The sequence below is a fragment of the Nitrospira sp. Ecomares 2.1 genome (genome assembly GCF_965152585.1).
Genome location: NZ_OZ224219.1, coordinates 2,158,918 through 2,183,609 on the forward strand (window position 1 = coordinate 2,158,918; position 24,692 = coordinate 2,183,609).

At 51.6% G+C, this 24,692-nt stretch carries 18 protein-coding genes and 1 tRNA gene; 13 read left to right on the top strand and 6 right to left on the bottom strand.

What is annotated here, in order from left to right; all coding sequences use genetic code 11:
* The first annotated feature begins 109 nt into the window (after positions 1–109).
* Positions 110–2,914 (top strand): PASTA domain-containing protein, encoded by a 2,805-nt coding sequence (locus ACWHYD_RS09385; protein ID WP_447965850.1) that lies wholly within the window; start codon positions 110–112, stop codon positions 2,912–2,914.
* Positions 2,915–3,012: 98 nt separating this feature from the next.
* Here ACWHYD_RS09385 and ACWHYD_RS09390 read toward each other — a convergent pair whose 3' ends face one another.
* On the bottom strand, positions 3,013–6,765 hold the full coding sequence (locus ACWHYD_RS09390) for an SUMF1/EgtB/PvdO family nonheme iron enzyme (RefSeq protein ID WP_447965634.1): 3,753 nt from the start codon (positions 6,763–6,765) through the stop codon (positions 3,013–3,015).
* A gap of 634 nt (positions 6,766–7,399) precedes the next feature.
* Between ACWHYD_RS09390 and ACWHYD_RS09395 the strand changes: the two genes are divergently transcribed.
* Entirely contained in the window at positions 7,400–8,674 is a 1,275-nt protein-coding gene (locus ACWHYD_RS09395; RefSeq protein WP_447965635.1) for a transporter, read from the top strand.
* 99 nt (positions 8,675–8,773) lie between these two features.
* Here ACWHYD_RS09395 and ACWHYD_RS09400 read toward each other — a convergent pair whose 3' ends face one another.
* The 3 genes from ACWHYD_RS09400 to ACWHYD_RS09410 all read right to left on the bottom strand — a co-directional run bounded on the left by ACWHYD_RS09400 (position 8,774) and on the right by ACWHYD_RS09410 (position 11,435).
* Positions 8,774–9,823 carry a formylglycine-generating enzyme family protein gene (locus tag ACWHYD_RS09400; RefSeq protein WP_447965636.1) on the bottom strand — a complete coding sequence of 350 codons (1,050 nt, stop codon included), beginning with the start codon at positions 9,821–9,823 and terminating at the stop codon, positions 8,774–8,776.
* A 498-nt stretch (positions 9,824–10,321) separates the two neighbouring features.
* Positions 10,322–10,397, bottom strand: a tRNA-Thr gene (locus ACWHYD_RS09405).
* Positions 10,398–10,481: 84 nt separating this feature from the next.
* The gene (locus ACWHYD_RS09410; RefSeq protein WP_447965637.1) at positions 10,482–11,435 is read right to left on the bottom strand and encodes an MDR/zinc-dependent alcohol dehydrogenase-like family protein; all 954 of its coding nucleotides are present in this window, start codon (positions 11,433–11,435) and stop codon (positions 10,482–10,484) included.
* Between the two features lie 249 nt (positions 11,436–11,684).
* Here ACWHYD_RS09410 and ACWHYD_RS09415 point away from each other — a divergent pair, with 249 nt between their 5' ends.
* From ACWHYD_RS09415 to ACWHYD_RS09460, 10 genes are all read left to right on the top strand, one after another.
* On the top strand, positions 11,685–12,041 hold the full coding sequence (locus ACWHYD_RS09415) for a hypothetical protein (RefSeq protein WP_447965638.1): 357 nt from the start codon (positions 11,685–11,687) through the stop codon (positions 12,039–12,041).
* Between the two features lie 426 nt (positions 12,042–12,467).
* Positions 12,468–14,018, top strand: coding sequence for a Do family serine endopeptidase (locus ACWHYD_RS09420; protein WP_447965639.1), 1,551 nt, complete (start codon positions 12,468–12,470; stop codon positions 14,016–14,018).
* A 63-nt stretch (positions 14,019–14,081) separates the two neighbouring features.
* Positions 14,082–15,038 carry a twin-arginine translocase subunit TatC gene (gene tatC, locus ACWHYD_RS09425; RefSeq protein ID WP_447965640.1) on the top strand — a complete coding sequence of 319 codons (957 nt, stop codon included), beginning with the start codon at positions 14,082–14,084 and terminating at the stop codon, positions 15,036–15,038.
* A 24-nt stretch (positions 15,039–15,062) separates the two neighbouring features.
* Positions 15,063–15,542: a MogA/MoaB family molybdenum cofactor biosynthesis protein gene (locus ACWHYD_RS09430; RefSeq protein ID WP_447965641.1), complete on the top strand. Its 480-nt coding sequence runs from the start codon at positions 15,063–15,065 to the stop codon at positions 15,540–15,542.
* Positions 15,543–15,608: 66 nt separating this feature from the next.
* The gene (locus ACWHYD_RS09435) at positions 15,609–16,574 is read left to right on the top strand and encodes an Mrp/NBP35 family ATP-binding protein (protein WP_447965642.1); all 966 of its coding nucleotides are present in this window, start codon (positions 15,609–15,611) and stop codon (positions 16,572–16,574) included.
* A gap of 220 nt (positions 16,575–16,794) precedes the next feature.
* Positions 16,795–18,024: a molybdopterin molybdotransferase MoeA gene (locus tag ACWHYD_RS09440; RefSeq protein ID WP_447965643.1), complete on the top strand. Its 1,230-nt coding sequence runs from the start codon at positions 16,795–16,797 to the stop codon at positions 18,022–18,024.
* Positions 18,025–18,105: 81 nt separating this feature from the next.
* The gene (mobB, locus tag ACWHYD_RS09445; protein ID WP_447965644.1) at positions 18,106–18,609 is read left to right on the top strand and encodes a molybdopterin-guanine dinucleotide biosynthesis protein B; all 504 of its coding nucleotides are present in this window, start codon (positions 18,106–18,108) and stop codon (positions 18,607–18,609) included.
* A 5-nt stretch (positions 18,610–18,614) separates the two neighbouring features.
* Complete coding sequence (locus ACWHYD_RS09450) at positions 18,615–19,313, top strand: cytochrome c3 family protein (protein ID WP_447965645.1); 699 nt, start codon at positions 18,615–18,617, stop codon at positions 19,311–19,313.
* Positions 19,313–20,068: an ABC transporter ATP-binding protein gene (locus ACWHYD_RS09455; RefSeq protein ID WP_447965646.1), complete on the top strand. Its 756-nt coding sequence runs from the start codon at positions 19,313–19,315 to the stop codon at positions 20,066–20,068. Before ACWHYD_RS09450 ends, ACWHYD_RS09455 begins: the two co-directional genes overlap by 1 nt.
* Positions 20,065–20,856 (top strand): ABC transporter permease, encoded by a 792-nt coding sequence (locus tag ACWHYD_RS09460; RefSeq protein ID WP_447965647.1) that lies wholly within the window; start codon positions 20,065–20,067, stop codon positions 20,854–20,856. Before ACWHYD_RS09455 ends, ACWHYD_RS09460 begins: the two co-directional genes overlap by 4 nt.
* A gap of 182 nt (positions 20,857–21,038) precedes the next feature.
* On the opposite strand, the gene ACWHYD_RS09465 is transcribed toward ACWHYD_RS09460, so the two are convergent.
* Positions 21,039–22,529 (bottom strand): MFS transporter, encoded by a 1,491-nt coding sequence (locus ACWHYD_RS09465; RefSeq protein WP_447965851.1) that lies wholly within the window; start codon positions 22,527–22,529, stop codon positions 21,039–21,041.
* Between the two features lie 140 nt (positions 22,530–22,669).
* Between ACWHYD_RS09465 and ACWHYD_RS09470 the strand changes: the two genes are divergently transcribed.
* Complete coding sequence (locus ACWHYD_RS09470) at positions 22,670–23,566, top strand: LysR family transcriptional regulator (protein WP_447965648.1); 897 nt, start codon at positions 22,670–22,672, stop codon at positions 23,564–23,566.
* 275 nt (positions 23,567–23,841) lie between these two features.
* Here the strand turns inward: ACWHYD_RS09470 and ACWHYD_RS09475 are convergent, their stop codons facing one another.
* A complete protein-coding gene (locus ACWHYD_RS09475) occupies positions 23,842–24,309 on the bottom strand; it encodes a hypothetical protein (RefSeq protein WP_447965649.1) in 468 nt (155 codons plus the stop codon).
* Positions 24,310–24,692 lie beyond the last annotated feature (383 nt).

Consider the following 24,692-nt stretch of genomic DNA (forward strand, 5'->3'; position numbering starts at 1 on the left):
CGGGGGTATTCATGGAAAGGCAAGTGCAGCCGAGAGTATGAATTTAAACTCCGGTGATGCCATAATGTTCAGCCAATTGTTGTCGTATGGAACACACAACGTGGACACAATGCAAATCCAGCCTCATGGCGACTTGAACCTGGCTCACCGCGCCACCTGTCGAAGACTCAATTCGTTCGTTTTGCAACTGGGAGTGCTGGTATGTCTGCTGTTTCTCACCTGTGCCATGCCTATGACCGCAAGGGCTGTAGAAGTCCCCAATGTAGTGGGGAGCACACAAGCTAAGGCTGAGGAGGCCATTACCAAAGCCAATCTGAGGGTAGGAACTGTCACTTCGGCGAAGAGTGTGACTGTCCTGCCGGGTACCATTATCAGTCAGGATCCGGCAGCAGGCATTAATGTGGTTCGACGCAGTCGGATTGATCTGGTGGTTTCTGGGGTGGAGGTTCCTGACGTCGTTGGCCGGAAACAAGCTGACGCCCAAAAGGATCTGACCAAAGCAGGCTTAATCATAGGGAGGGTGACGACGGTCAATAGTACCGTTGTGGCGGAGGGCCGAGTCATCAGTCAAACTCCCACGGCCGGAACCAAAGGGGCATTTGGCAGTCCGGTGGACCTGGTGGTGTCTCTGGGCGCCAGAGTACCGAATGTGGTGGGGTTGACGCAGGCGGACGCGCAATCGGTGATTATTACGGCCGGTTTTACCGTGGGAGCAGTCACGACGGCCATTAGTGTCACAGTGGTCCCGGGCAAGGTTATGAGTCAGAAACCTGGAGCCGGAACTAAGGTGGCGGCGGGCACTGCTGTGGCCCTGGTTGTGTCCGTTGGGGCAAAGGTTCCCAATGTTGTTGGTCATACGCAAGCTGAGGCCCAGAAGGCCATTACCACCGTGGGCTTAACTGTGGGGACGGTGACGATGGCCAATAGTGCCGCAGTGGCGGTGGGTAAAGTCATTAGTCAAAACCCAGGGGCGGGCACGAATGTGGTGCCAGGTAGTGCTGTAGCGCTAGTCGTGTCGTTGGGGACCGCCGTGCCCGATGTCGTAGGCTTGACACAGAGCAGTGCTCAAACGACCCTGATCGGCGCAGGCTTAACTGTGGGGACCGTGACTGCGGCAAATAGCGAGACCGTGCCTAGCGGCACCGTCATCAGTCAAATACCCGTGGCAGGAATAAAAGTGACCCCAGGCAGTTCCGTTGCCCTGGTCATTTCTTCCGGACCGCCGGTATTTCTTCTTGGCGTACAAAATGATTCCAAGACCGGGCCGCTCGTAAATAGCCTCTACCGCCTTCGCACCAATGGGGTGGTGACCAAAATTGGAGATCTGACGCACCGCACGCACGGTTTGGCCTTTGTCGGGTCTACCCTGTATTCGGTGGAAGAGCTGACGCTTGCGAAACAGGCAGGGACCCCGCCGAATCTGTATCGGCTTAATCCCGACACCGGCGTCCAGTTGGGCAAGATTCCTCTGTCGTTATCGACGGGAGAATCTCTAACGGGTGGGCGGGGACTGGCCACGGAGCCTGGGACTGGGCAACTATGGGGCTTGCTCGTGGTGACATCCGAAGTGAATAGTTTCCGCCGGTTGGTGACGATTAATCCGTCCACGGGCCTGGCCACGCAAAAGGCCAAACTGTTTGGAAACTTTATGGATCTGGCCTTTGATGCGGCCGGGACGCTCTATGCCATCACGGATAACCGACCGGTGCCCGGGGGGTCGCCTGTGTTACCCGCGCGGATTTATACGGTGAATAAAACGACGGGCACGGCAACCGAATTTCTAGATGTTTCGGCCGGAGCAGTGGCGGGACAACCGAATTTTCGAGAAAGTGAAACGATTGGGATAGGGCCTACGTCGGATCTGCTGTATCATCTTTCCGGGCAGCATAAGGTGACCTCTGGATTTTCCAAAAACATTCTGTTTGAAGCGATTGAACAGACCACCAAAGCCAGAACCGCAATTCCGCTTTCGGGCCAGGACTTTTTTGTCACGACGGCCTTGACGTTGGTGCCAATCAGGACTGCTCCGGCCCTGGGAGATCTTGATGCCAATGGCAAAGCGGATTTGGTTTGGCGCAATACTTCCGATGGCAACACGGCCATCTGGTTGATGAATGGAACGACGATCGCCGCCTCAGGCTTTCCAGGCGGGGTGCCGGCAGCCTGGCAGATCGCTGGTGTGGGCGATGTGAATGGCGATGGCAAGGCAGATGTCATTTGGCGAAATGGTTCGAGCGGAGGTGTGGCCGTGTGGCTGATGGATGGGTTAACCATTCTCTCCACAGGATTTCCTGGTAGTGCCTCGCTGGCGTTTCGGATCATGGGCGTGGGCGATGTGAACGGGGATGGCAAGGCGGACCTGGTTTGGCGTAACACGACTGATGGGAGTACGGCCATCTGGTTGATGAATGGGACGGCTATTGCCGCCTCCGGTTTCCCTGGTGGGGTGCCGGAGACATGGCACATTGCCGGGGTTGGGGATGTGAATGGGGATAACCGGGCCGATGTCATTTGGCGGAATAGCACCAGTGGAGGTGTGGCCATGTGGCTAATGAACGGGTTATCGGTGACAGGCGTGGGCTTTCCCGGAAGTGCGTCGACAGCGTTTGAGATCATGGCCGTGGGCGATGTGAACGGCGATGGCAAGGCGGATCTGGTTTGGCGCAACACGACTGATGGGAGTACGGCCATCTGGTTGATGAATGGGACCGCTATTGCCGCCTCCGGTTTTCCTGGCGGGGTCCCAGCCGTTTGGCAACTAGCAGAGGCGCGGGATGTAAACGGGGATGGCAAGGCGGATGTTATTTGGCGAAATAGGACGAATGGGATGGTAGCTGTGTGGCTGATGAACGGCCTGACTATTTCCGCCGTGGGTTTCCCGGGATCGACCTCCACAGATTGGGAGATTCAGTAGCTCATAAATTCCCGCAATGTAGGGCCTTATCGAGAAACCAGGCAAAGGGCTATTCGAAAATGGACTATTGAGTAGGATCTGAGAATGGATTGAAGAAGTTACTGATAGGACTTGGCGCACCGCATGCCAATGTAAGGACTTTTCTTTTCAGGATTTTCTCGCGCCCGATAGGTTGACCGGGCAAAAATCGAACTCACACTCCAGGATCCTCCACGATGCACTTTCATGGACCCGGAGTCCGGTCCGCTGGGATTGTGGGCGAGGCTTGGTTGACTGTCATAGGGTGAATACCAGTCGAAGACCCACTCTGATACATTTCCAGCCATATCATGAACACCAAATGGGCTGACTCCATTCGAGAAGGTTCCAACTTCTAACGGGCCGGCTTTTCCTCGATCCAAAGCCGTTTGCATCCAATCAGCCCATTTTGCAATGGATACAAATGGTTTACCTGCCCAATAATCCGCTGTGTTGGTTCGTTGAGGATCCCACGTATTTCCCCAAGGGTAGGCATAGCCTTGAGGTCCTCTGGCAGCCAGTTCCCATTCTGCCTCGGTTGGGAGGCGTTTACCCGACCAGGTGCAATAGGCCGTCGCATCATACCAGGTCACTCCGAGTACCGGATGGTCTGGTTGGTGGAATCGTTCATTCTCCCAGAATGCGGGGGCGTCCCGACCTGTGGATTCAAGAAATTCACGGTAGCGGCGATAGCTGACCTCATATTGATCAATATAATAGGCATTGAGGCTCACCTGACGTTGAGGAATTTCTGCTTGAAAGGCATTGAACTGGACTCCAGCAAAATCTTTCAGAAAGCCAGAAATTTGGTCCTCGGTACTTCCCATCCTAAATTCTCCTGCGGGAATCAAGATCATGGGGTCGGCCTTCTTGCCTGACAGGGCGGACTGAACGGTATCCGGTAAATCCTGTGGATGTAGCCGTGCTTCAAGGACAGCCTCAGGTTGAGATTCGATCGGTTGATCGCTGGTCACTGGCTGTGAGTCAGGAGACTTCTTGAACATATTCTCAAAAAATCCGAAAAACCCGGAACTCTCGTTCGGGGGTGAATCAACCACAGGAGGAGTGGGGGGAGAAGTGAAAGCGGGAACGGTCCCAGTTGATGGCGATCTTTCAGGGGTCGCTGACGGATTGTTTTCACCATTTGGAACAATTTGTGGTTGCGCAATTTTCGCCTCTAGTTCCTTACGCTCCTTTTCCGCAGCGACTCGTCGTCGCTCTTCTTCAAGAGCTGCCAGGCGACGCGCTTCCGCGGCTTCCTGTCGTTGTTCTTCCTCGGCGGCGAGTCGGGCCTTTCTGGCATTCAAGGCGGCCTCTTCCTTCAGTCGAGCGACTCGTTCCCGCTCTTCTTCCAGAGCTGCCAAGCGACGCGCTTCTGCGGCTTGCCTGCGTTCTTGCTCCTCGGCGGCGAGTCGTGCTTGTTCGGCTTTCAATGCGGCCTCTTCCTTCAGACGAGCTTGTTCGGCCGCTATTCGTTGGGCTTCGGCCAGTTGGGCCTGGCGGGTTTGTTCCTGCCTGGCCAAAGCCACCTTGCGTTCCTGTTCTTCGGCCGCCATTCGTTGGGCTTCGGCCAGTTGAGCCTGGCGGGTTTGTTCCTGCCTGGCCAAAGCTTCCTTGCGTTCCTGTTCTTCGGCCGCCATTCGTTGGGCCTCGGCCAGTTGAGCCTGGCGGGTTTGTTCCTGCCTGGCCAAAGCTTCCTTGCGTTCCTGTTCTTCGGCCGCCATTCGTTGGGCCTCGGCCAGTTGAGCCTGGCGTATTTGTTCCTGTTTGGCCAAGGCCTCCTGGCGTCGCTGTTCTTCGGCCATTCGTCGGGCTTCAGCCAGTTGCATTTGACGCGTGAGTTCTCGTTGGGCCAACGCTTCTTTGCGCCGCTGTTCCTCGGCCTCAATTCTGGCCTGTTCCTCGGCCATTCGTCGGGCTTCAGCCAGTTGAGCTTGACGTGTGAGTTCTTGTTGCGCCAAGGCTTGTTTTCGTCTCTCTTCCTCCTCGGCCAGTCTGGCTTGTTCGGCTTCCGCTCGCCGTCGTTCCTCTTCTGCTACCATTCGCTGGGCTATGGCCAGTTGAGTTTGAAGTTCTCGTTCCTGTTGTGCCAAGAGTTGTTTGCGTCGTTCCTCCTCAGCCGCCAGCTTGGCTTGTTGGGCTTCTAATTCGGCCTGTCGTTGAGCTAAGAGGATGGCTTGTTCATGACGGGCCTTTTCCGCGTCCACCCGTCGCCGTTCCTCCTCGGCAGCCACTCGTTTAGCTTCGGCAAGTTGCGCTAAGGCCAGTTGGCGTTGTTCTTCCTCCGCGGCCGCCCTGGCCTGTTGGGCTTCTAACGCGGCTTCTTGTTGAGCAAGGAGGGTCTCCTTTTCCTGGCGTGCCTGTTCGGCAGCCACCCTCCGCCGCTCTTCCTCGGCCGCCAGTCGTTGGGCTTCGGCCAGTTGGGCCAGACGCGTTCGTTCCTGTTCCGCCAATTTTTTTCTTCTCTGTTCCTCTTCTTCGGCCACCCTGGCTTGTTCGGCCTTTAATTCAGCTTGTTGTTGAGCCAACAGGGCCGCTTGTTCCTGGCGGGCCTGTTCGGCAGCCACCCTCCGCCGCTCTTCCTCGGCCGCCAGGCGCTGGGCTTCGGCCAGTTGCGCTTGAAGATCTTTCTCTCGCTGTCGCTGTTCCTTCAACGTTTGGAGAGCCTGTAGTTCAAATTTTTCCCGTTCTGCCTCTAACGTGGCCGCCTCTTCTGCCAAGGATTTTTGTTTTTGAGCTTGCTCACTCTTTCCGGATGGTACCTTGTTATTGAAGACATCTAGGGGATTTCCAAAACTCTTTAAGAGTCCGACAATTGTCTCGATCGTCCCTGGAACAGGATTGCTTGAACCTCCTTGGCGATTTGGGCTATTCGCAATTTGAGGCCCGGAGGATTTTTTTTCGGGAATAAACACAAATTCTCCCTTATCCGGACTTAACCCCCACATTTCCGGTCTTTGCGCATGTTTATGGGTGAGAGCTGCCGATTGCACATGCTCATCGAGAAAGGTGAAGAGTTCGGATGTGGGAATGATGCCATCGCCGTTCAGATCCCCACGGCCTTTCCCGATGCCTTCCAGAAGATAATAGGTGAACACACTATGTTTCCACTTCGGTCCGGCTAAGGCTTGTTGCCCGGTTCCGCCTGCGGTTATCAATTGGCGGGCAGGTTCACTGGTAATCATCTCCAGATAATGGCCGGTCATTGGGGGAAACGAACGCTGATTCCGGCCGGCAATGCCTCCATAACAAATATCAATGAGAAATAAGACCTGTTTTGCCGGAAGGGCCTCAGACAGTTCACGAAGAATCTCCACGCTGATTGCCGTGTCTTGAAGAAGGCCCGGTTCGGTATCGACAGGCATCATATAGCCCACCGGTTGTTGCTTGTCCTTGCCTGGAGTTTCTCCAATATGACCCGCAAAAAAGATAAGGACCCGATCATTTTTTTGTACCCGGGTAAGAAGGTTCTGGCGCAACTCGCGAAGAATTGCCGTTCTGGTGGCTTGAGTGTTGTATAGTGATGTGACCTTAAATCCCTGCCCCTCGAGCATACGGGCCACGGATTTCGCATCATCGACCGCATAGGCCAGACCGGCGAGATTCAGATATTTATCAATTCCTATAATGACAGCCCAGGCGCTTCCCTGAGTCTCGGCTACATATTGGGCAGGAGTTTTTCCGTTTACCGCATTGCTTCGTGGATCTGCCTGCGCCTGTACCGGGATGAACAATGTGATCAAGGCAAATACCAAGAAAGAGAGGAGAAAGAAGCGGGGATGGGCAAGGAATCCTCTCCTCGGAATGGAACTATATAAAACGGAATCCAACACGGGGCACCGGCTCCTGTGACGTATGTGTATTTTGTTCAAGAAAATTCTCAGAATAAAACGGACAATGGCCAACTCTCTTTTTGCCTTAGGTTTTCTCAAGGGCTCCCGATCTCGTTGCGGCAGATCACCATAGGGTCAAGAATTGGAAAAATGTGTAGCAGGATTTATAGTGGTCTTGTGGCGTTGTCAGATCTTGAGACCAGTTTACTGGGTCTTGCGTCAGAGATGCGAGTGTTGACTTCGTGTCTGGTTCAAAATTCAAGGGACGTTCCGTTTCTTCATGCAATCTGACGGTCTTGGCCCTAAATAGAGGCCACTATGTCTAATGGGGGGAAGGTGGAGCCGGTGGCCCAGGGAAATATGCATTGACTTCATGGGAAAGAGTTTATACGATCGCCTGGTTTTCTCTACTTCGGCAACATCGCATTTTTTGGATATGAATCCATCTGATAGCCACATAAGCTGAATGAGGGAGTGAATTTAAACCCTCCTTTTGGACCTGTGGTGTTGAGCGTACCATCCCCCAAACCCATTGTTAAAGTCGATAACTGTGCGTGGGCAATTGTGCCAAATCCTTTGTTCAGGATCGTTAGGGAAGCCTCTTTTGGTTTATTCTAATTTATGAGGAGCAATAATGACCTATTGGCTCATGCAGCACCCTTTGTTTAGACGAATTCGGCCGTTGGCCTGTTTCTTTTTGTTGGCAATGCTCGTCATCAGTCAATCCGTCACTCATGGTAAAGAATTGAAGGATGTAATCCCTGATCTTTATGGGGGGGATGGGTTTCAAACGGATCCAAATTTTGCAGGCAACCGGTCCAATGATTTCGGTAATTCGGTGTTTAATTCATTTAATGAACTGACCAATGGCATCGGTGCACAAACAGGGCAATTTGCGGTGAACTCAACGGTGGCGGCGTATCGGTTTGATGTTGAGCGTGGAGTGCCTGTCGAGGTCACCAAAAGCCTTGGACCACTTTTTGCGGAACGGGCTGACACCTTGGGTAAAGGAAGATTTGATTTCCAGGTCGTTTGGTCAAACGCCAATTACAAAAAATTTAATGGACAGAAACTGTCTTCTCTCAGTGAAGATGTTTCTCCTACCGCCGGGCCTGGAACTCCGCCGAATGCCCCAGGGTTGGATGAGCTGTTACAAGTTAACCTGGACGTCAAAGTGATTACCAATTTTGTGGGATTTTTTGGCACATATGGGCTGACGGATAATTGGGATGTCAACATTTTGGTTCCTCTCATCAATAACCAGATCAAAGCAAAGTCGAAGGCGACCATGCTTGATGCCAACGGCGTTCCTTGTACTCAAGGTGGAAATTGTAGTGGTATTTATGTGATCAATGGAACGGCACCCGGCACGGGAGACCCTTCAAAAGACAGTTCTTCGGGGAATAAAACCGGGATCGGGGACGTCCTTCTTCGAACCAAATATAATTTTCTGAAAAATCATGAAATCTTACCCGATTTGGGGGTACGTGGGGGCGTTTCTTTTCCAACGGGAAATGAAGATAACTTCATGGGAGTCGGAGAATACAAATTTGAAGGGTTGGCTGTGGCTTCTAAATATTATTCATCCCCGATCGGAATGATTGGGCCTCATGTGAACACGGGTTTTGTGCTGGTCAACAACAAATCCGAACTGAATCTTTTTACCTATGTGGCAGGGTTTGATCTAGCTCCCATTCCGGTTTTTGCTTTCTCCCTTGATCTTCTGGGCCGTCATGAATTGGATGATAAGGATAAAAGTGGAAAGGACATTGTGGACTTGGCTCCCGGGTTAAAATGGGCCCCTTATCCCAATACGTTGCTTCAGGCAGCAGTCCAGCTTCCCCTCAATAAAAATGAAGGCCTCCGGCCGGATGCGGTCTGGACATTGGGACTTGGAGGAACGTTCTAAGGTATTGAATCGTCACCCCTTTGGCTGCTGCCTTTTATAAGGATGCTTTAGGACAGGAAGGGATTTGGAAGAAAATAGGAATATGGGAGAATCGAAGTGCTAATCGATATCTTGTGCAAGGCGAAACCCGATCTGGATACTTCGCGAGTCGGCGTTGTATCCATTTCGAAACGAAGAACGCAAGGATATGGGATCGTTAGTCCAGCCACCGCCTCGCCTCACTCGTGTTCCACAGCGTCCGTTATTCGCCTCTAACCAGGCCAAACCATTTGTTGGCGCACGGTGATAGTCGTCATGCCAGCAGTCCTGGACCCACTCCCATACATTTCCACTCATGTCCTGAAGCCCGAGACCGTTGGCTTGTCGGGTTCCAACCGGCTGCGTTCTTCCAGTACTGTTTGTGTTGAACCAGGCATAAGTACCAAGTTGTTCTTGTTCTGAGGTTCCCGCCCAAATTTCGTCTTCTGCTCTATTTTTGGCAGCGTATTCCCACTCAGATTCTGTTGGAAGTCGATAGCGAAGGCCGGTCCCCTCCGATAACCATTTGGCATAATCGCGAGCATCTTCCCACGAGACATTAATGACCGGGCGCTTTTCACGTCCCCACCCCTCATCTCCAGGAAACGCCCGATCCGTCGCCATGGCGAACCGGTCATATTCTTCGAATGTGACCTCGAATCGCCCCAAAGCAAATTTTTTGATATGGACCTTTCGTAGCGGGTGCTCGCTTAATGTATCCTCCCCCCGGCTATCACCCTGTTGAAATGTTCCGGCAGGAATTGCAACCATTTCAGGGTCCAGATGGATGCTCACCACCGGAGAGACGACTCTCAGTATGGCCATTTTAAAATCCTTATTCTCCTCCGCTAACCATGTGCCTAACCCACCCAATAGCATAACGAACACCCCTATGAACCCTGCTATCTTCAGCCATTGTTTCTGACGCTTGGCAAGCTGGTATTGTTTCTTCAGCATGGACACGGTTTCTGCATGTGAGGATTCGTGTGGGTTCAGGCTTGGCGCTCGGCCCTTAGGCGAAGATGTTCCGACTGGATACGTTTGTCGTCCGGGACGGTCAGGCTTTGTGTGATCAGCCTGGGGGGTGGAAGATTTTTCCGCAGGTAGGGTTGATTGGTTTTCGTCGTTCATGGTGTGCGCAATCTGAGCATGCACATGCGAACAGATTTAAGTCGCTATAGGGACGGTTCTTATTCTTCTGCGACTTTTCGGTCAATGCTGTCAGGAAATGACCAGTTTCTCCGTTAAAGCCTGAAGCCGTATTTTATAATTTTTTAAAAAGACGATCCTCATTTCACCGTATTTTAACAGATAGCCCCCTGAACGAAAGCTTTGTTTCTTAATGTAAAAATTTAATAAGCATTACACAAGGGCGGTCCCGCAAATTTTGATAAAAGGTTAAATTCCTAGATTATTAGAGGAATGAGGTTGTTTATCCTGACTTTCGAGGATCAGGAGGTAAGTGTCAGTTTCTGACACATCAGAATATTTTGAACCCTTGTGTCGGGCTTAGCGCGTTGGAAAAGGGCTGAAGGGACTAATGGAGTCTTTACCAGGATAGGAGTGCGGGTGCTTCTTTGATACCGGTACTTTTGCACCTCTGCCGAATCTTGGGAAACGTATGTTGTGTGGAGCTGGCGAGAGGAATTGAACCTCCGACCTGCGGTTTACAAAACCGCTGCTCTACCGATTGAGCTACGCCAGCTCGGCGAATATAAGGACCATCATACCAAAGGATGAAGCAATCAACCAGCATGAATACATAAAAAATTTTCCAACCAACCCTGCTTCAGGTCATTTGCAGCATGACTTTTCGTATGCCACTCTGGTCCGCTTTTTCCATGGCCAGAACGCCATCAAAAAGTGGATAACGGGCATGGATGAGCGGGTCGACCCGGATGTGACTTGTTTCCAGTAAGCGGATGGCCGGAGGGAAAGGACCGCAACGAGATCCAATTAAGGATATTTCCTGAATAACAAAATCCGCCATATTCACAGACACATTTCCGTGATACGTGGATTTGAGGACAAGTGTTCCCCTTGGCCGAATCAATTGCATGGCTGTGGAAAGCCCTTCGGGGCTTCCAGTGGCCTCCACAATCATATCTGCGCCTCGAGAAATATCAGTGAGGTGGGAGGTTATTCTGATTCCCATGTGGGTGAGCCACGCGTCATGGTCTGAATGGCGACCCAACAGGGTGACTGCGCATCCTGATAACACAAGAACTTGTGCGCACAGGATCCCTAACTTCCCATCTCCGATGACAACCACCCGGTCTGTTGGTTTAATTGAGACTAATTGGGGAATTTCACAGGCTGCGGCCAGGGGTTCAATAAAGACGGCCTGGTCATCGGAAATAGAATCAGGCACAACAAAAAGGTTTTCAACAGGCAGGGTCAGGAAATCGGCAAAGGCGCCATCTCGACCTTGGATTCCTAAGGTGGTGCGATGAGGACAATGAGTGGGATGTCCATTGGTGCAGGTTTCACAAGCCCGACAAGCGGCATTGATCTCTCCCACAACTCGTTTCCCAATCAACGCGGTATCCGGAGCCTCATCGACTATCCCGACAAATTCATGCCCCAAGACACCTTCAAAACCCATATACCCTTTCATCAGCTGTAGATCAGTGGAGCAAATTCCCGCTTGGATGACCCTGATTCTGGCTTCCCCATGTGGTCGCGGTGGAAGGGGAAGGTCTGGTTGAAATTGAAGCCTCTGATGAAAAACCAGTCCCCGCATACGGTTGTTCCTCCATGAAATTGCCTAGATCATGGACACAATAGGAACATAGCAAAAAATGCTGGCACTCTTCAGCAATTTCTATGAATATTTCAGTAAGACGAATTTCCCCGGTATGGATAGCTATTTCTCCTTCAGTTTGATGAAACATCTTCCGTCTTGTCAGGAAAGGTTTCTGGATTTCGGTCGATAATGTGAAGGTGTCGGGAGGAAGGACTGTGGGATGCCTGTCGAAACAGAAGGAGAACAATGATGATTGCCGGTATGGCCTCTGCACTATCTGGAATTCAAACTGGAGGAAGAATACTCAGCGTTGGCGCCCATAATACTGCCAATGCACAAACAGAAAGTTTTAAACGAATCCGTGCTCTTCCTGTAGAATCGTCAGCCGGTAATGGGGCGAGGGTTACTTGGCAAACAGATGAACGCCCTGGCCCACAATTTCTCTCAAGTGTAGATTCGATCAGTCTTCGGGAAGGATCTAATGTCGATCTAGGGAAAGAAATTATTTCCAATCTGCAAGGGGTGAATCTCATAGAAGCTAATATCGCCAGTACCAGAATTCAGGACAAAATATTGGGCTCCCTCTTGGATATTACCGGGTAATTCCTCCTGCCTCATGTAACCACTTATCATTCGATCGAGCCTCCACTTCAACTACTTCGTTCTTTTTAATTCTCGTGCGGTATTTTCGCCGGTGTTACGCTCATGAGAATGACGAATTTTTGCATTTTCATCAATCCATATAGCCAGTTCTGAAGGTGTTTAGGTCTTCGAAGGGCGCTTATATTCTTCATTAAAGCAAAAGCCTTGACAAGATGGATGAGACTCTGTCAGTCAGAGAGGTGTACGAGTGCCAGAAAAAACTGGGGATTTGACTTTGAACGTGGGAAAACAATTATTGTAGAATCAAACGGTTATACGAAGTGAGGCGAACTGTCTTGGGGAATTTCTTGAGAATGCGAAGGGTTGTGAGATAGAAATTTTCCTATTCACTCCGTTTCTATTAAATTTTTTGAACAGGAGATCGGGATGATGCACATGTCACGGTGGTTTGCTGGCGCTGCCCGGCCGTTTCGAATTGCCCCTCCATGGGGGGTTCTTTCTTTATTTTTAGGACTGGGGATGGTAGGTGGATTTTTTGGAAATGGGTGGTTGGTTCCCGCCCAGACGCAAGCGGCTATACCCGGAGCGTTTATTGAAGGTTTTTCAGAAATTGTTGAAAAGGTCGGTCCCGCAGTTGTCAATGTGGCAGTGACTGGTGGTGGAGGTGGACCATCCAGAGGCTTACCTCCCGGGCCGTTTGGTGGCCCTCCAGGCGGCGGCCCTCCCGGTGGTGGTCCCGGTGGCCCTCCAGGCGGCGGCCCTCCGGGTGGCGGTCCCGGCGGCCCTCCAGGAATGAGTGCGGGGTCTGGAGTGATTATTGATTCTCGCGGATATATTTTGACGAATAACCACGTTGTGGAGGATGCAAGCGATATCAAAGTGTCCTTTCATGATGGACGAGAGATGTCAGCAACAGTTGTGGGAACCGATCCAAAGACTGATTTAGCGGTCATTAAAGTCAAACTTGAAAATGGCCCTCTTCCTTCAGTGGCCTGGGGAGAATATGAATCCCTTCGTGTTGGAGATGTGGTCCTGGCCCTTGGGAGTCCATTTGGATTACGCAATACGGTGTCTTTGGGAATTATCAGTGCCCTGGGGCGAGGTAGTGTCGGTATTACGGAATATGAAGATTTCATTCAGACAGATGCCGCCATTAATCCCGGAAATTCCGGTGGGGCCCTGGTAAATATGAAAGGGGAGCTCATCGGGATCAATACGGCCATTTTCTCCAGGACGGGCGGGTCCGAAGGAGTCGGATTTGCCATCGCAGTTAGTATTGCCAAGGATATTGCCGCAAGTCTGATTGAAACAGGGAAGGTGGTAAGAGGATGGATGGGAGTGGCCATTCAGGAATTAACACCCGCCTTAGCGCAATCTTTCCAATTACCTGAAGGTCGACAGGGCGGGGTGTTAATCAGCGAAGTGCATGAAGATGGCCCTTCGGCAAAGGCCGGACTCCAGCGGGGCGATGTCATTCTTGAATACGGAGGAGAAGCCGTCAAGGATGTGAATCATCTTCGTAATATTGTGGCTCGAACGAAGGTGGGAAAGAAAAAAGAAATTAAAGTGTTACGAGAGGGCAAGGAGACGATCCTGACCCTGGAGTTGGGCGAGCGGCCCTCCGATCAAGCATTGGCAAAGACTGGTCCGGTAGAAGAAGAAAAAGCTCCGGCCATGGAAAAACTCGATAATGTGTTGTCGGGAATGACGGTCGCACCGATTAGTGGGGAACACCGGAGTGAATTCAATATTCCGGAACACATTAAAGGTGTGGTTGTTGCGAAAGTTGAATCAGGCAGCGCCGTGGAGGCAGCTGGGATTCAACCCGGTGACGTCATTCAAGAAGTGAGTCGCGGAAGTGTGAAAACGATTGACGACTTCAAGCAGATTGCGTCAAAAATTGCCAAGGATGAGTTGGCCGTTCTACTGGTCAACCGGCGAGGCAATAATCTGTTTATCGCAGTGAATCCTCAATAAGGGATGTAAATTCGGAGGGGGGCGGCGTGAGCCCCCCTCGGAATTTTGGGATACACAACAAACATGGCCAAACAAAGCAAAATGGGTTCCTGGTTTGAAGAGAAAGTCTTCAAGCCACTGGAAGACAAAAAAATGCCCGTCATGGAGCATTTGCACGAGTTTCAATGGCGGCTCACACGGGCAGTCATTGTCATGGCCTGTGTCTTTGTTGGGACATTTTTTTATGCGGATACGCTAGTGTCCTGGCTACGGATTCCCCTGCAAAATTATTTCATTTTAGATTCCTGGGAATGGATGCCATCGGATTTGCCAAAAATTCCTTTTGTTTTTCTCTCCCCGGCTGAGGCCTTATGGCAAAATGTGAAGGTGGCCGGATTATGTGCATTGGTTTTGTCGACGCCGCACTGGCTATGGGAAGTCTGGCAATTTGTTCTTCCTGGCTTGCATGCCCAGGAACGTCGATTTGTCGGGCCTTTCACTGCCATTAGCACGGTGGCCTTTTATCTGGGATTGACCTTTTGCTTTTTTGTGGTGTTGCCCTTCGCGTTGCACTTTTTGATTTCCTATGGGCTGGCTTCGGGATTTATTGCACAAATATCTATTGCCAATTATGTGGGTTTTATTCTCTGGTTTATGTTGGTTTTTGGCCTGATTTTTGAAGTTCCGCTCGCTCTGACCTTGATGGCTAAATTAGGGTGGGTGGATGCTCCTCTATTACGAAAATACCGGAAATGGGCATTTCTGGGCTCCTTTCTCTTTGCGGCAATTCTGACACCCACCCCTGATCCATTTAACCAATGCATTATGGCCATCCCGATGTATTTCTTTTATGAAGTGGGGATTATCAGTGCCCAAGTTTTTGGCAAGAAAAAAGGCCCGGAAGGTGAGGATGCTGCGGCACCCGCTCCAGCCACGGGCCCACCGGCCGTTCGGCGTCCCCCATTAGCCCCCCAACCTGTGGGAGCCGGATCTGGAGGGGACGAGGAATATGTCGATGTCCCGGATTCTGGTCCTCGATAATATTTACGCCGGTGGGGACTTCTGATGATACGGGTAGCTGCCATTTTGATCAGTAGCAAGATACAGTCAGGCCAAAGCCACGATGAAAATCGGAAACCATTGGAACGGATCTTGACGAACCACCAATTGACCCTTTTATCCTATGATGTCCTAGCCGACGATCGTCAGGCCATTTCTCGTCGATTAGTCACACTTTGTGAGACAACGGCTCCTCACATCATTTTGACTCTTGGGGGAACGGGGGTGCGACCAACAGATTGGGCTCCAGAGGCAACTAGAGACGTGATTGAAAAAGAGATCCCTGGAATCGGAGAAGCCATGAGGGCTGAAAGTCTTAAAAAAGTTCGGACTGCCATGCTCTCACGCGGAACGGCTGGAATTAGGGGGACAACCCTGATTTTAAATTTGCCGGGTAGCGTAAAAGGTATGCAAGAGAATTTAGATATGGTGTTACCGCTTTTAGAGCATATGGTGGGGAAAATGGGAAACGTGGCCACCCAATGAGATTGGCGCAAGGCCGTATTTATATTATCCAAAAAATTATCGTATTGAATGTATGTGGAGGGATTCATGGCAACTGAGCTGAATATGATTCAACCATCCTCAAGTTCGAGTGGGGATGTCTGTACCTATATGTGGGCCTGTGCAATCTGTGATGAAACCGAGACTTGCCAAAAGGACCGTGAAGGTCATAGTCGCTGGTTGGTTGGAAAACGGATGGAGCGTATCGATTACAAAATTTTGGTGATGAGTAATAAAGGCGGGGTCGGGAAAAGTACGATGACGACGAACCTGGCCATTAGTCTGGCACTTAAAGGGTATGAAGTAGGGATTTGCGACATGGATATTCATGGTCCCAATATTCCAAAAATGGTAGGAGCCGAAGGTCAAAAGCTCAAAATCAGTACAGGCGGCGGGATTATTCCCCATCAAGCCTACAATTTGAAAATTGCCTCGATGTCCTTTCTTTTGCAAAACTCCGATGATCCCATCATTTGGCGGGATGCGTATAAGTTTGAATTCATTAATCAACTGTTGGGTGGAGTCGAATGGCAGGACCTCAATTTTCTGCTCATCGATCTTCCGCCCGGGACCGGGAATGAATCGGTGACGACTATTGACCTCATTGGTGACGTCACAGGCTGCGTGATTGTGTCCACTCCGCAAGAAGTGGCTCTCTTAGACTCTCGAAAATCGGTCACTTTCGCCAGAGACAGCGAGATTCCTATCATCGGCATCGTGGAAAATATGAGTGGCTTAGATTGTCCCCACTGCCATCAATCCATTGAGTTATTTCGAAAAGGGGGTGGCGAAGCCTCAGCCGCGGACATGGGTGTCCCCTTCCTCGGTCGTGTGCCACTGGATCCTGAAATGGTTCTTCAATGTGATCGTGGTGAACCCTATGCTCTGTTTCATTCAGATCTTCCCACGGCTGACGCTATTCATGGGATTGCGAACAAAGTCGAGGAGTTCTGTAAGAAGAAAGATTCCCTGGTGAAGGTATCGGCTAGACCGGCTCCATTTAAGAAGGCCTAACCGGCAACTGAAGCAGGGCGCGAAGTGTTCTCCTAACGATCTGACTATTTGATCAGAACGGCATAGGATAGTCGGATGACCAAGAGTTGAATTATTTGTAGCGACCGCCATGATAAATGAATAAGCAAATAATTTTTTGCGTTACTGTGGCGAGACTCTGATTAGGGTGCAGGCGCTTGTAGAGAATCACATTCACCTTCCACATGATTAGGCAAGATACATGGATCAGCTTACTTCGCTAGGTTTAGCCCAACAGACTGTCCTGGATGCGGCGCATCCCCTGGGCTGTGAAAAAATCGGACTCCTTGATTCCCTGGGTCGGGTTTTGGGAGAAGACATTCTCGCCCCGCGATCCAATCCGCCATGGGACAATTCGGCTATGGACGGCTTTGCGGTCCGGTGGGCTGACATTAAGCAGGACTATGCCATCACACGCATCCCGGAATTGAACATTGTAGAAGATGTCGCGGCAGGGGCAGTGGCTACCAAAACCGTCGGTCCAGGGGAAGCGATTCGGATTATGACCGGGGCCCCTATGCCGGCCGGAGCAGATACCGTTGTGCGAGTGGAATACACTGAGCCTTCCGGCACGAAGGTTCGAATCATGAAGGCGGAAGCCGGGCAGGGCTCCAACATCAGGCCAAAAGGGGAAGATGTCATTGAGGGAGAATGTATTATTCCGAAAGGGACCCAACTGCGTTCAGGGGAAATCGGCATGTTGGCCATCCTGGCTAAATCGTTTGTCCTCGTGTCCCAGCGTCCTCGAGTGGCTATCCTTTCTACCGGGGATGAGCTGGCAGATCTGGATGAATCATTTGATGAGCATAAAATCGTTAATTCCAATAGTTACGGAATTGCTGCGGCTGTCCAGGAATCCGGTGGGATACCTGTTCTTTTGGGAATTGCCAAGGACGACCCTGATTCCTTAAAAGACAAAATTCGCCAGGGTCTCACCTGTGATATTTTGGTGTTATCCGGCGGGGTCTCCATGGGAGATTATGATTTTACCAAGCCTGTGTTTGCGGAACTCGGAGCAGACATGAATTTTTGGAAATTGGCCATTCGCCCGGGGCAACCGGTGGCCTTTGGGAAAATCCAGGGGAAGCTTGCGTTTGGCTTGCCCGGAAACCCCGTGTCTTCCATGGTCACGTTTGATCAACTCGTGCGCCCGGCCATGTTGAAAATGGGCGGGCATCGAAAGTGGGAACGGCCCGTTGTCAGGGCACTTTTTCAAGAATCGTTTTCCAAGCATACGGATCGGCGACATTTTCTCCGTGGCATTCTTCAACACGAAAATGGCGTTCTTACGGTCAGGACGACCGGTGGGCAGGGTTCAGGAATACTCACCTCAATGGTCAAAGCCAATGGATTCATTGACGTACCGGAAGAGGTCGAATCTCTTAAGCCAGGCGATTCAGTAAATGTCCAATTATTATCGCGGAACTTTTAAGCAATATACGCATTATTATCTATCATTCATGCCGCCTATTGGAAATTATTCGCTCTCCTGGAAGGAAGTATAGGGTTCATCATGACACCTCCCATTTTGGGTTTTGTTGGCCGCTCCAACAGTGGCAAAACGACTCTCATCGAACGATTGATTCCCGAACTGACGCATGCGGGCTATCGAGTAGCCACCATCAAGCATGCCGGGCACGGATTTGACCTGGATACCGAAGGCAAAGACAGTTGGCGTCACAAACGTGCAGGGGCCAGCGCGGTTATCGTCTTATCCAAAGGTAGCTTGGCCATGTTTGCTGATGTCCCGGAAGAACTTCCTGTCGATCAAGTTCGGGACCGTTTCATTAATAGAGAAATCGATTTAATTATTGCCGAAGGCTGGAAAAGCCACGGCTTTCCCAAGGTCGTCGTCGTGCGTGAGCAGTTACAAGAAGTGGATGTGTCATTGGATGGCTTGTTGGCGGTAGCCTCGATGAAACACATTGAATGTGCGGCACCCTGGTTTGATCGGGACGACGTCCAGGGCCTGGCGCAGCTGATCATGAAACAGTTCCCCCTGCAAAGGGATTCGTAACCTCCATGGGAAAAGGCCTGACCCTCATTGCGGCCACACTTCTGGTGCTGGCCTTAGGAGGCGCTGCGGCAATCCCGCTGACGAATCAGCCTACTTTCTGTGCGAGTTGTCATACCATCAAGCCCTCCTACGACTCCTGGATTCGGTCCAGTCATAAAGATGTCACCTGTGTTGATTGCCACGTGCGTCCAGGCATCTCCGGGTTCATTGAGGATAAAATCTTTGCCGGAATAGAAGACGTCGCGATTACATTCTTCGGAACCCCGACCGACCCGCACAATCTGAAATCCCACGTGACTTCCTCCGTGTGCATCAATTGTCATCGAGCCATCTTGCGGGTGACAGAAGTCTCCGTTCGTGATCTTCCCGCACCAGTGAAAGATGTGGGATTGATTATGAATCACCGGGAACACATGGAGGCCTTTGAGAAGCGTGGGAAAGGGGAGGGGTGTACGACCTGTCACGGGCGTGTCGTCCATGGATCGCCGATTAAAGCGTATCCCATTGTGATCCCGCGCGGGCACGTCAAACTCGATGACCAACCCCATGAACCAGATCATCCAAAAGACTCGGTGCTCTGGAAAGCCAACATGGCCGATTGCCTTCGTTGTCATGATGGGGAACAACGTTACGAAGGCGAAGTGCTGAGTAATCGCTGTGAAACCTGCCATTTACCCGATAAAATCGGTGGGTTTTTGTTTTAATGCCTGCCTCGGGTTCCAACGCTTCTTCTGTGGTTGAAGTTCGAAACCTCACCAAACGGTTTCAAGGCTTTACGGCCGTCGATAATATTTCTTTCGACATCAAAAAAGGTGAAATACTCGGTCTGCTGGGGCCGAATGGTGCTGGCAAAACCACCACGATTCATATGTTGTTGGGTTTGATCACACCAACCGTCGGGAGCATTCACATGTTTGGCCTGGATTTGGCCACACATCGAGAAACTATTCTTCAACAGGTGAATTTTTCCTCCACCTATATTTCGATGCCGTTTTCCTTAACGGTAGAGGAAAACCTGAAGGTCATCGCGCGGCTCTATGAACTCAAGCATATTCAGCAGCGTATTGATGACATTGTCAAAAAGTTGGAGATGGAGGATATCCGGCATCGCCTCACAAGAAAACTGTCTTCAGGCCAAATGTCGCGGCTCACCTTGGCCAAAGCCATCATGACCGAACCAAAGGTTCTGTTTCTGGACGAGCCTACAGCCAGTTTGGATCCTGATATTGTCAATAAAATTAAATCGTTTTTAAAAGAATACCAACGCTCTGAAGGATTGAGTATTCTCTATACCTCGCACAACATGCGGGAGATGGAGGAAATGTCCGATCGGATCATCTTCCTGCAACGAGGGAAGATTGTGGCAGAAGGCACCGCCCCGGAAATCATTCAACGCTACGGCCAACGAGATCTGGAAGAGGTCTTTTTAAAGTTGGCCAGGGAACAGAACGGCCCATGAGTCTCGGTCGTATCCTCGCTTTATTATCGCGTCATATGTATCTCTACAAGCGAAGCTTTGCCCGTTTGCTGGAGATTTTTTATTGGCCGTTTTTAGATCTCGTGGTGTGGGGATTCATTACGATTTATCTGGAAAAGGTCGGGATGTCGCTGCATGGCGCCGTCTCCTTTTTTCTTGGAGCATTGATCCTCTGGGATGTATTGTTTCGCGCGCAGCAAGGCATTGCCGTCTCATTTCTAGAGGAAATGTGGGCTCGAAATCTGATGAACCTGTTTGCCAGTCCGTTAACGGTCGGAGAATATCTCGTCGCGACCATGACCATGAGTGTGCTCAAGGTGACGGCCGTAGGCGGGTTGATGATGCTCTTTGCCTGGGTGTTTTATTCCTACGATATCCTCCAGATGGGGTTCTCGCTACTTCCCTTCGTTCTCAACCTGGTGATATCCGGCTGGATCATTGGGGTGCTTACCACTTCCATCATTATGCGCTTCGGGCAGCAGGCCGAAGTGCTGGCCTGGGGCATGGTCTTTCTTTTTCAACCCATATCTTGCGTGTTTTACCCCATTGAGGTTCTTCCGCCTGTGCTCCAGTCGATTGCCTGGATGGTCCCTCCCGCGCATATCTTTGAAGGGATGCGTGGAGTCCTCACCACTGGGGATTTACCTGTGATGCATTTACTGTGGGCGACCGGCCTCAATTTTGGGTTTCTTGTGATCATCGTGGCATGGTTTTATCACACCTTCAGTATCTGCAAAGAGCGCGGTATGCTTGTCCGGGTAGGGGAATAAATTTTTCAAAACGGACCAAACATCTTCCTTCATTTTCCCCCTGTCCAACGGACAGGAAGCAAAGAACAAATGGGTTGCAATCCATTAATGCTTCCCTGGTTCCTATTATCATCATGGGGATGTGCCATTCGCCCATGATGAATTTCAATGGAATGCGCAACTTGAATTAATGTGCAGAGCGGTCATTCTAAAACTTTCCCGTCGGCCTGGAACTCTGCCTCCGGAGCAAATTCCCGATTGTGCAATGTGCGGCGATTAGTTCCAATCGCGAGGGCCAGCGCAACGACAATCACCATCACCGCGACTCCGAATGTAATCTGCATACCCGTGGCAACGGCCTCGGGATGTGGAGTTGTGATGTCGATCGTTGCCGATGCATAAGCGAACACAGCGCCCATTACCGATGCACCCGTGATGCGTCCGAGATTGCGCGCTAGATTAAGCATTCCGGAAGTCACGCCACGCTGGTCAGGGCTGATATCTGTCATGACGGCAGTGTTGTTGGCGGTCTGGAACAACCCATATCCGCCGGTGATGAGCACGATGGGGACAATGTAGCCAGGGATACCGTATGTCGTCGACATCATGGATAAAATGAAGGAACCAGCCGCCATTCCGATGAGCCCGACGATGGTCACGCGTTGCGCGCCAAAACGGTCCGCCATGCGACCGGCGGGCACCCCAGTCAGTGCGGCGACAAGCGGACCGACTGACAAAACGAGTCCAACCATGGCCGCATCGAGCCCGAGCGCACGAGAGAGATAGAATGGTCCGACCACGAGCGTCGCCGTCACCACGTTCGTGACGAGTGCGCTCATGGCAAGGCCGGCACTCAGCACTGGATCGCGAAACCACGCCAATTGGATTAAGGGCGATGCGGCTCTCCTCTCAGCGAGTACGAAGAGGCTGACCCCAAAGGCCGCAGCCAACAGGAGAGCGATGTTGAGGGCACCGAAACTGCCGCGCCCAATTGTCACGGCGAGTGCATAAGCCGCGAGCGTCAGTGCAAGCAGCAGCGTACCCACATGGTCGAGTCCGGCCCGATCCGTCTTCGGCTCCAGACGATCAACGGGCAAGTAATGATGTGCGAGAAGAAAAGTCAGGATACCCAGGGGTAGGTTGATGAGGAAGATCGCCCGCCAACCGAACCCGGCAATCAAAACCCCGCCGAGCGATGGGCCGAGAGCGGTCCCAATTGCGGACATGGTTCCGAGCAGGCCCATGGCACTACCGGTCTTTGCCTTTGGAACTGTCTCACCGACAAACCCCATTGAGAGAGCCATCATGATGGCCCCTCCCAGGCCCTGCGCCGCCCTCCCGGCAATCAGCAACCAGAACGTGGGCGCGGTTGCGCAGAGAACCGAGGCCACCGTGTACAGGAAAATTCCGGCTAATAGCAGCCGTCGTCGGCCAATGATGTCACCGAGCCGTCCGACGCTGACGATCAGAGTCGTGGCGGCAAGGAGAGACGCGAGAATCACCCATTGGACTTCCTGGAAGGAGGCGGTGAAGGCCCGTGTCAACGTCGGCAACGCCACATTGGCGATGCTCGTGTCGAGTGAAGATAGCAACATGGATAGGGAAAGGGCGATGAGCGCCCACCGAACTGACGGTGTCTGTTCTGCACTTCCAGTTACGATCACATCTTGTGTTGCAATGGTTGGCTTCAACATAGGCTCCCACTTTTTGGCAACTCCCGATATGTTGCTACCCAAAATATACCCTCAAGTTTGATATGGCGGAAGACGCACCACTTGCACTTTATTCGTGCGTGTGACGCTACATCAGGAATAAACTGTGCTAAAATCAATGCATGTCGACCCCTGATTTCAACCTGCTTGTCACGCTTGATGCGGTGCTCGCGGAAGGGAGTGTGGCGCGCGCGGCCCAACGGTTGCGGCTGAGCCCGTCGGCGATGAGCCGGGCGCTGGCGCGATTGCGTGAGACGGTTGGCGATCCGCTGTTGGTGAGGGCCGGACGCAGCCTCGTTCCCACACCCCGCGCGCTCGAACTCCGCGAGCGGGTGAGGCAACTCGTGCAGGACGGAGAAGCCGTTCTACGGCCTGCCGAGAAACTCAACCTTAAACAGCTCGTCCGGACGTTCACGCTCCGGACCGGCGAAGGTTTTGTGGAGAACTTCGGACCGGTCCTCATTGCCCGCATCGGCGAAGAAGCTCCTGGTGTGCGGTTGCGCTTCGTGCAGAAGCCCAACAAAGACAGCGCGCCCCTTCGCGACGGGACCGTCGATCTGGAAACCGGCGTTGTGGCCGATACGACTGCTCCGGAGGTGCGCGCGCAGGCTTTGTTCCGAGACCGGTTTATTGGGGTCGTGCGAATGGGGCATGCGCTGAGCAAGGGGAAGATCACGCCCTCCCGTTATGCTGCCGGGAAGCACATCGTCGTCTCACGGCGGGGTCTCGACAAGGGATCGGTTGATGAAGCCTTGGAGCCATTCGGGCTGGAGCGAAAAATTGTCACGATCGTCGGTGGTTTTTCGACGGCGCTGGCTCTCGCCCGAGCCTCCGACCTGATCGCCACGGTTCCTGAACGACACACAGGAAACTTGCGGGCCGGGATGTATAGTTTTCCCCTTCCGGTCTCTCTACCGGAGGTCACAGTTTCCCTGCTCTGGCACCCGCGCCTGGATTCCGATCTCGCGCATCGCTGGTTGCGCGGCCACGTTCGGGATATCTGCGCGCCGATCCGCTGAAGGTGAAAATTTTCTGAAGTCCACCCGAGCATGATTGCCGATTGCCTACCGGATCAGGTGCAAACCATCGAGGTAGGGGCGCAGTCCTGAAGATACTGTTGGTTACACGACTGTTTGCTCTTTTCAAGGTGGAGACGAATGATGATCGACTAACAACGGGGGATGGATCTGAACTGAATGGTGAGGTTAAATCTGCTGTATCAGAGCGAAAGCGGGAAGTCTGAGAACGAACCGGAAAAACTCACTGTCTTGGTGATTTATTCCCTAATGGGTTATCAAGGTATTTGGGGCACGAAGTGGGGATCCTGAATTTTTGGAATCATGCTCATTCCTTCTTGTGTGGCATGGTCATTTTCATCGATACTCGAATCGGACCTGACCAATCCTTCGGTATCCTGACCGAAAGTTTGTCCCTTGCCCTCTCCTCCTAGCAACTCCTCTCCTAACTGGCCTTCATCCACAAACCGCGTACGAAAGACATGCGGCAAGTGCTGAATATTGTTCGTTTGACCAGTATCCTCTTTTTCGAATTCCTGAATTATCCTGCGACTTCCTGCGGTATCCTTCCATTGCTCAAAGTCATGTCGACATTGCTCCAGATCTAATTCGCACCAGATGAAATGCTTATCATCCATTGTGCTGAGATAGAGATCAATCTGCTCATCATTAACCGTATGGTGAGAGGCACATCCACCAAGGAGTACGAAGAAACCCACAAGGCCAAGCGTACAAATATTTCGCATTTCCCCCTCCGATAGCTCATCCTATCGGTTGGATTCGAATTTCCTATACGCACGAACTTAGCGCTTCATGTGAAGATCGCGCAGTTCAGAGGTGAACTGTTTTCGTTTTTCTTTTTTTCTGTGGTAATAATCGGGAATTTTAGGTCTTTTTTTTTAGTGGTTAAGTCAGAAAAGTCAGGCAATACGGAAAAGGGGGTGAGGGCATGCCCCCTATTAGTGAGTGCTTTGTGCAGTGTGAGAATTGAAGATGATTTCTTGAAGGAGTTGCAGGCACTTTCTTTTCGTTTTCATCTTGTGTGTTTCTGGGTTTAATCCTTCGGTTAGCCCAGCATCTCATTCATAGGCTGTCGTGGCGCCGGTCCAAGACTGAGGAAGGGGGAAAC

What these genes read in the sequence shown, in the direction of transcription:
- ACWHYD_RS09420 (WP_447965639.1), top strand. Translation starts at nt 12,468, where the DNA reads ATGATGCACATGTCACGGTGGTTTGCTGGCGCTGCCCGGCCGTTTCGA.
- ACWHYD_RS09460 (WP_447965647.1), top strand. Translation starts at nt 20,065, where the DNA reads ATGAGTCTCGGTCGTATCCTCGCTTTATTATCGCGTCATATGTATCTC.
- ACWHYD_RS09415 (WP_447965638.1), top strand. Translation starts at nt 11,685, where the DNA reads ATGATGATTGCCGGTATGGCCTCTGCACTATCTGGAATTCAAACTGGA.
- ACWHYD_RS09470 (WP_447965648.1), top strand. Translation starts at nt 22,670, where the DNA reads ATGTCGACCCCTGATTTCAACCTGCTTGTCACGCTTGATGCGGTGCTC.
- ACWHYD_RS09435 (WP_447965642.1), top strand. Translation starts at nt 15,609, where the DNA reads ATGGCAACTGAGCTGAATATGATTCAACCATCCTCAAGTTCGAGTGGG.
- tatC (WP_447965640.1), top strand. Translation starts at nt 14,082, where the DNA reads ATGGCCAAACAAAGCAAAATGGGTTCCTGGTTTGAAGAGAAAGTCTTC.
- ACWHYD_RS09465 (WP_447965851.1), bottom strand. Translation starts at nt 22,529, where the DNA reads ATGTTGAAGCCAACCATTGCAACACAAGATGTGATCGTAACTGGAAGT.
- ACWHYD_RS09430 (WP_447965641.1), top strand. Translation starts at nt 15,063, where the DNA reads ATGATACGGGTAGCTGCCATTTTGATCAGTAGCAAGATACAGTCAGGC.
- ACWHYD_RS09410 (WP_447965637.1), bottom strand. Translation starts at nt 11,435, where the DNA reads ATGCGGGGACTGGTTTTTCATCAGAGGCTTCAATTTCAACCAGACCTT.
- mobB (WP_447965644.1), top strand. Translation starts at nt 18,106, where the DNA reads ATGACACCTCCCATTTTGGGTTTTGTTGGCCGCTCCAACAGTGGCAAA.
- ACWHYD_RS09440 (WP_447965643.1), top strand. Translation starts at nt 16,795, where the DNA reads ATGGATCAGCTTACTTCGCTAGGTTTAGCCCAACAGACTGTCCTGGAT.
- ACWHYD_RS09400 (WP_447965636.1), bottom strand. Translation starts at nt 9,823, where the DNA reads ATGAACGACGAAAACCAATCAACCCTACCTGCGGAAAAATCTTCCACC.
- ACWHYD_RS09385 (WP_447965850.1), top strand. Translation starts at nt 110, where the DNA reads ATGCAAATCCAGCCTCATGGCGACTTGAACCTGGCTCACCGCGCCACC.
- ACWHYD_RS09395 (WP_447965635.1), top strand. Translation starts at nt 7,400, where the DNA reads ATGACCTATTGGCTCATGCAGCACCCTTTGTTTAGACGAATTCGGCCG.
- ACWHYD_RS09455 (WP_447965646.1), top strand. Translation starts at nt 19,313, where the DNA reads ATGCCTGCCTCGGGTTCCAACGCTTCTTCTGTGGTTGAAGTTCGAAAC.
- ACWHYD_RS09450 (WP_447965645.1), top strand. Translation starts at nt 18,615, where the DNA reads ATGGGAAAAGGCCTGACCCTCATTGCGGCCACACTTCTGGTGCTGGCC.
- ACWHYD_RS09475 (WP_447965649.1), bottom strand. Translation starts at nt 24,309, where the DNA reads ATGCGAAATATTTGTACGCTTGGCCTTGTGGGTTTCTTCGTACTCCTT.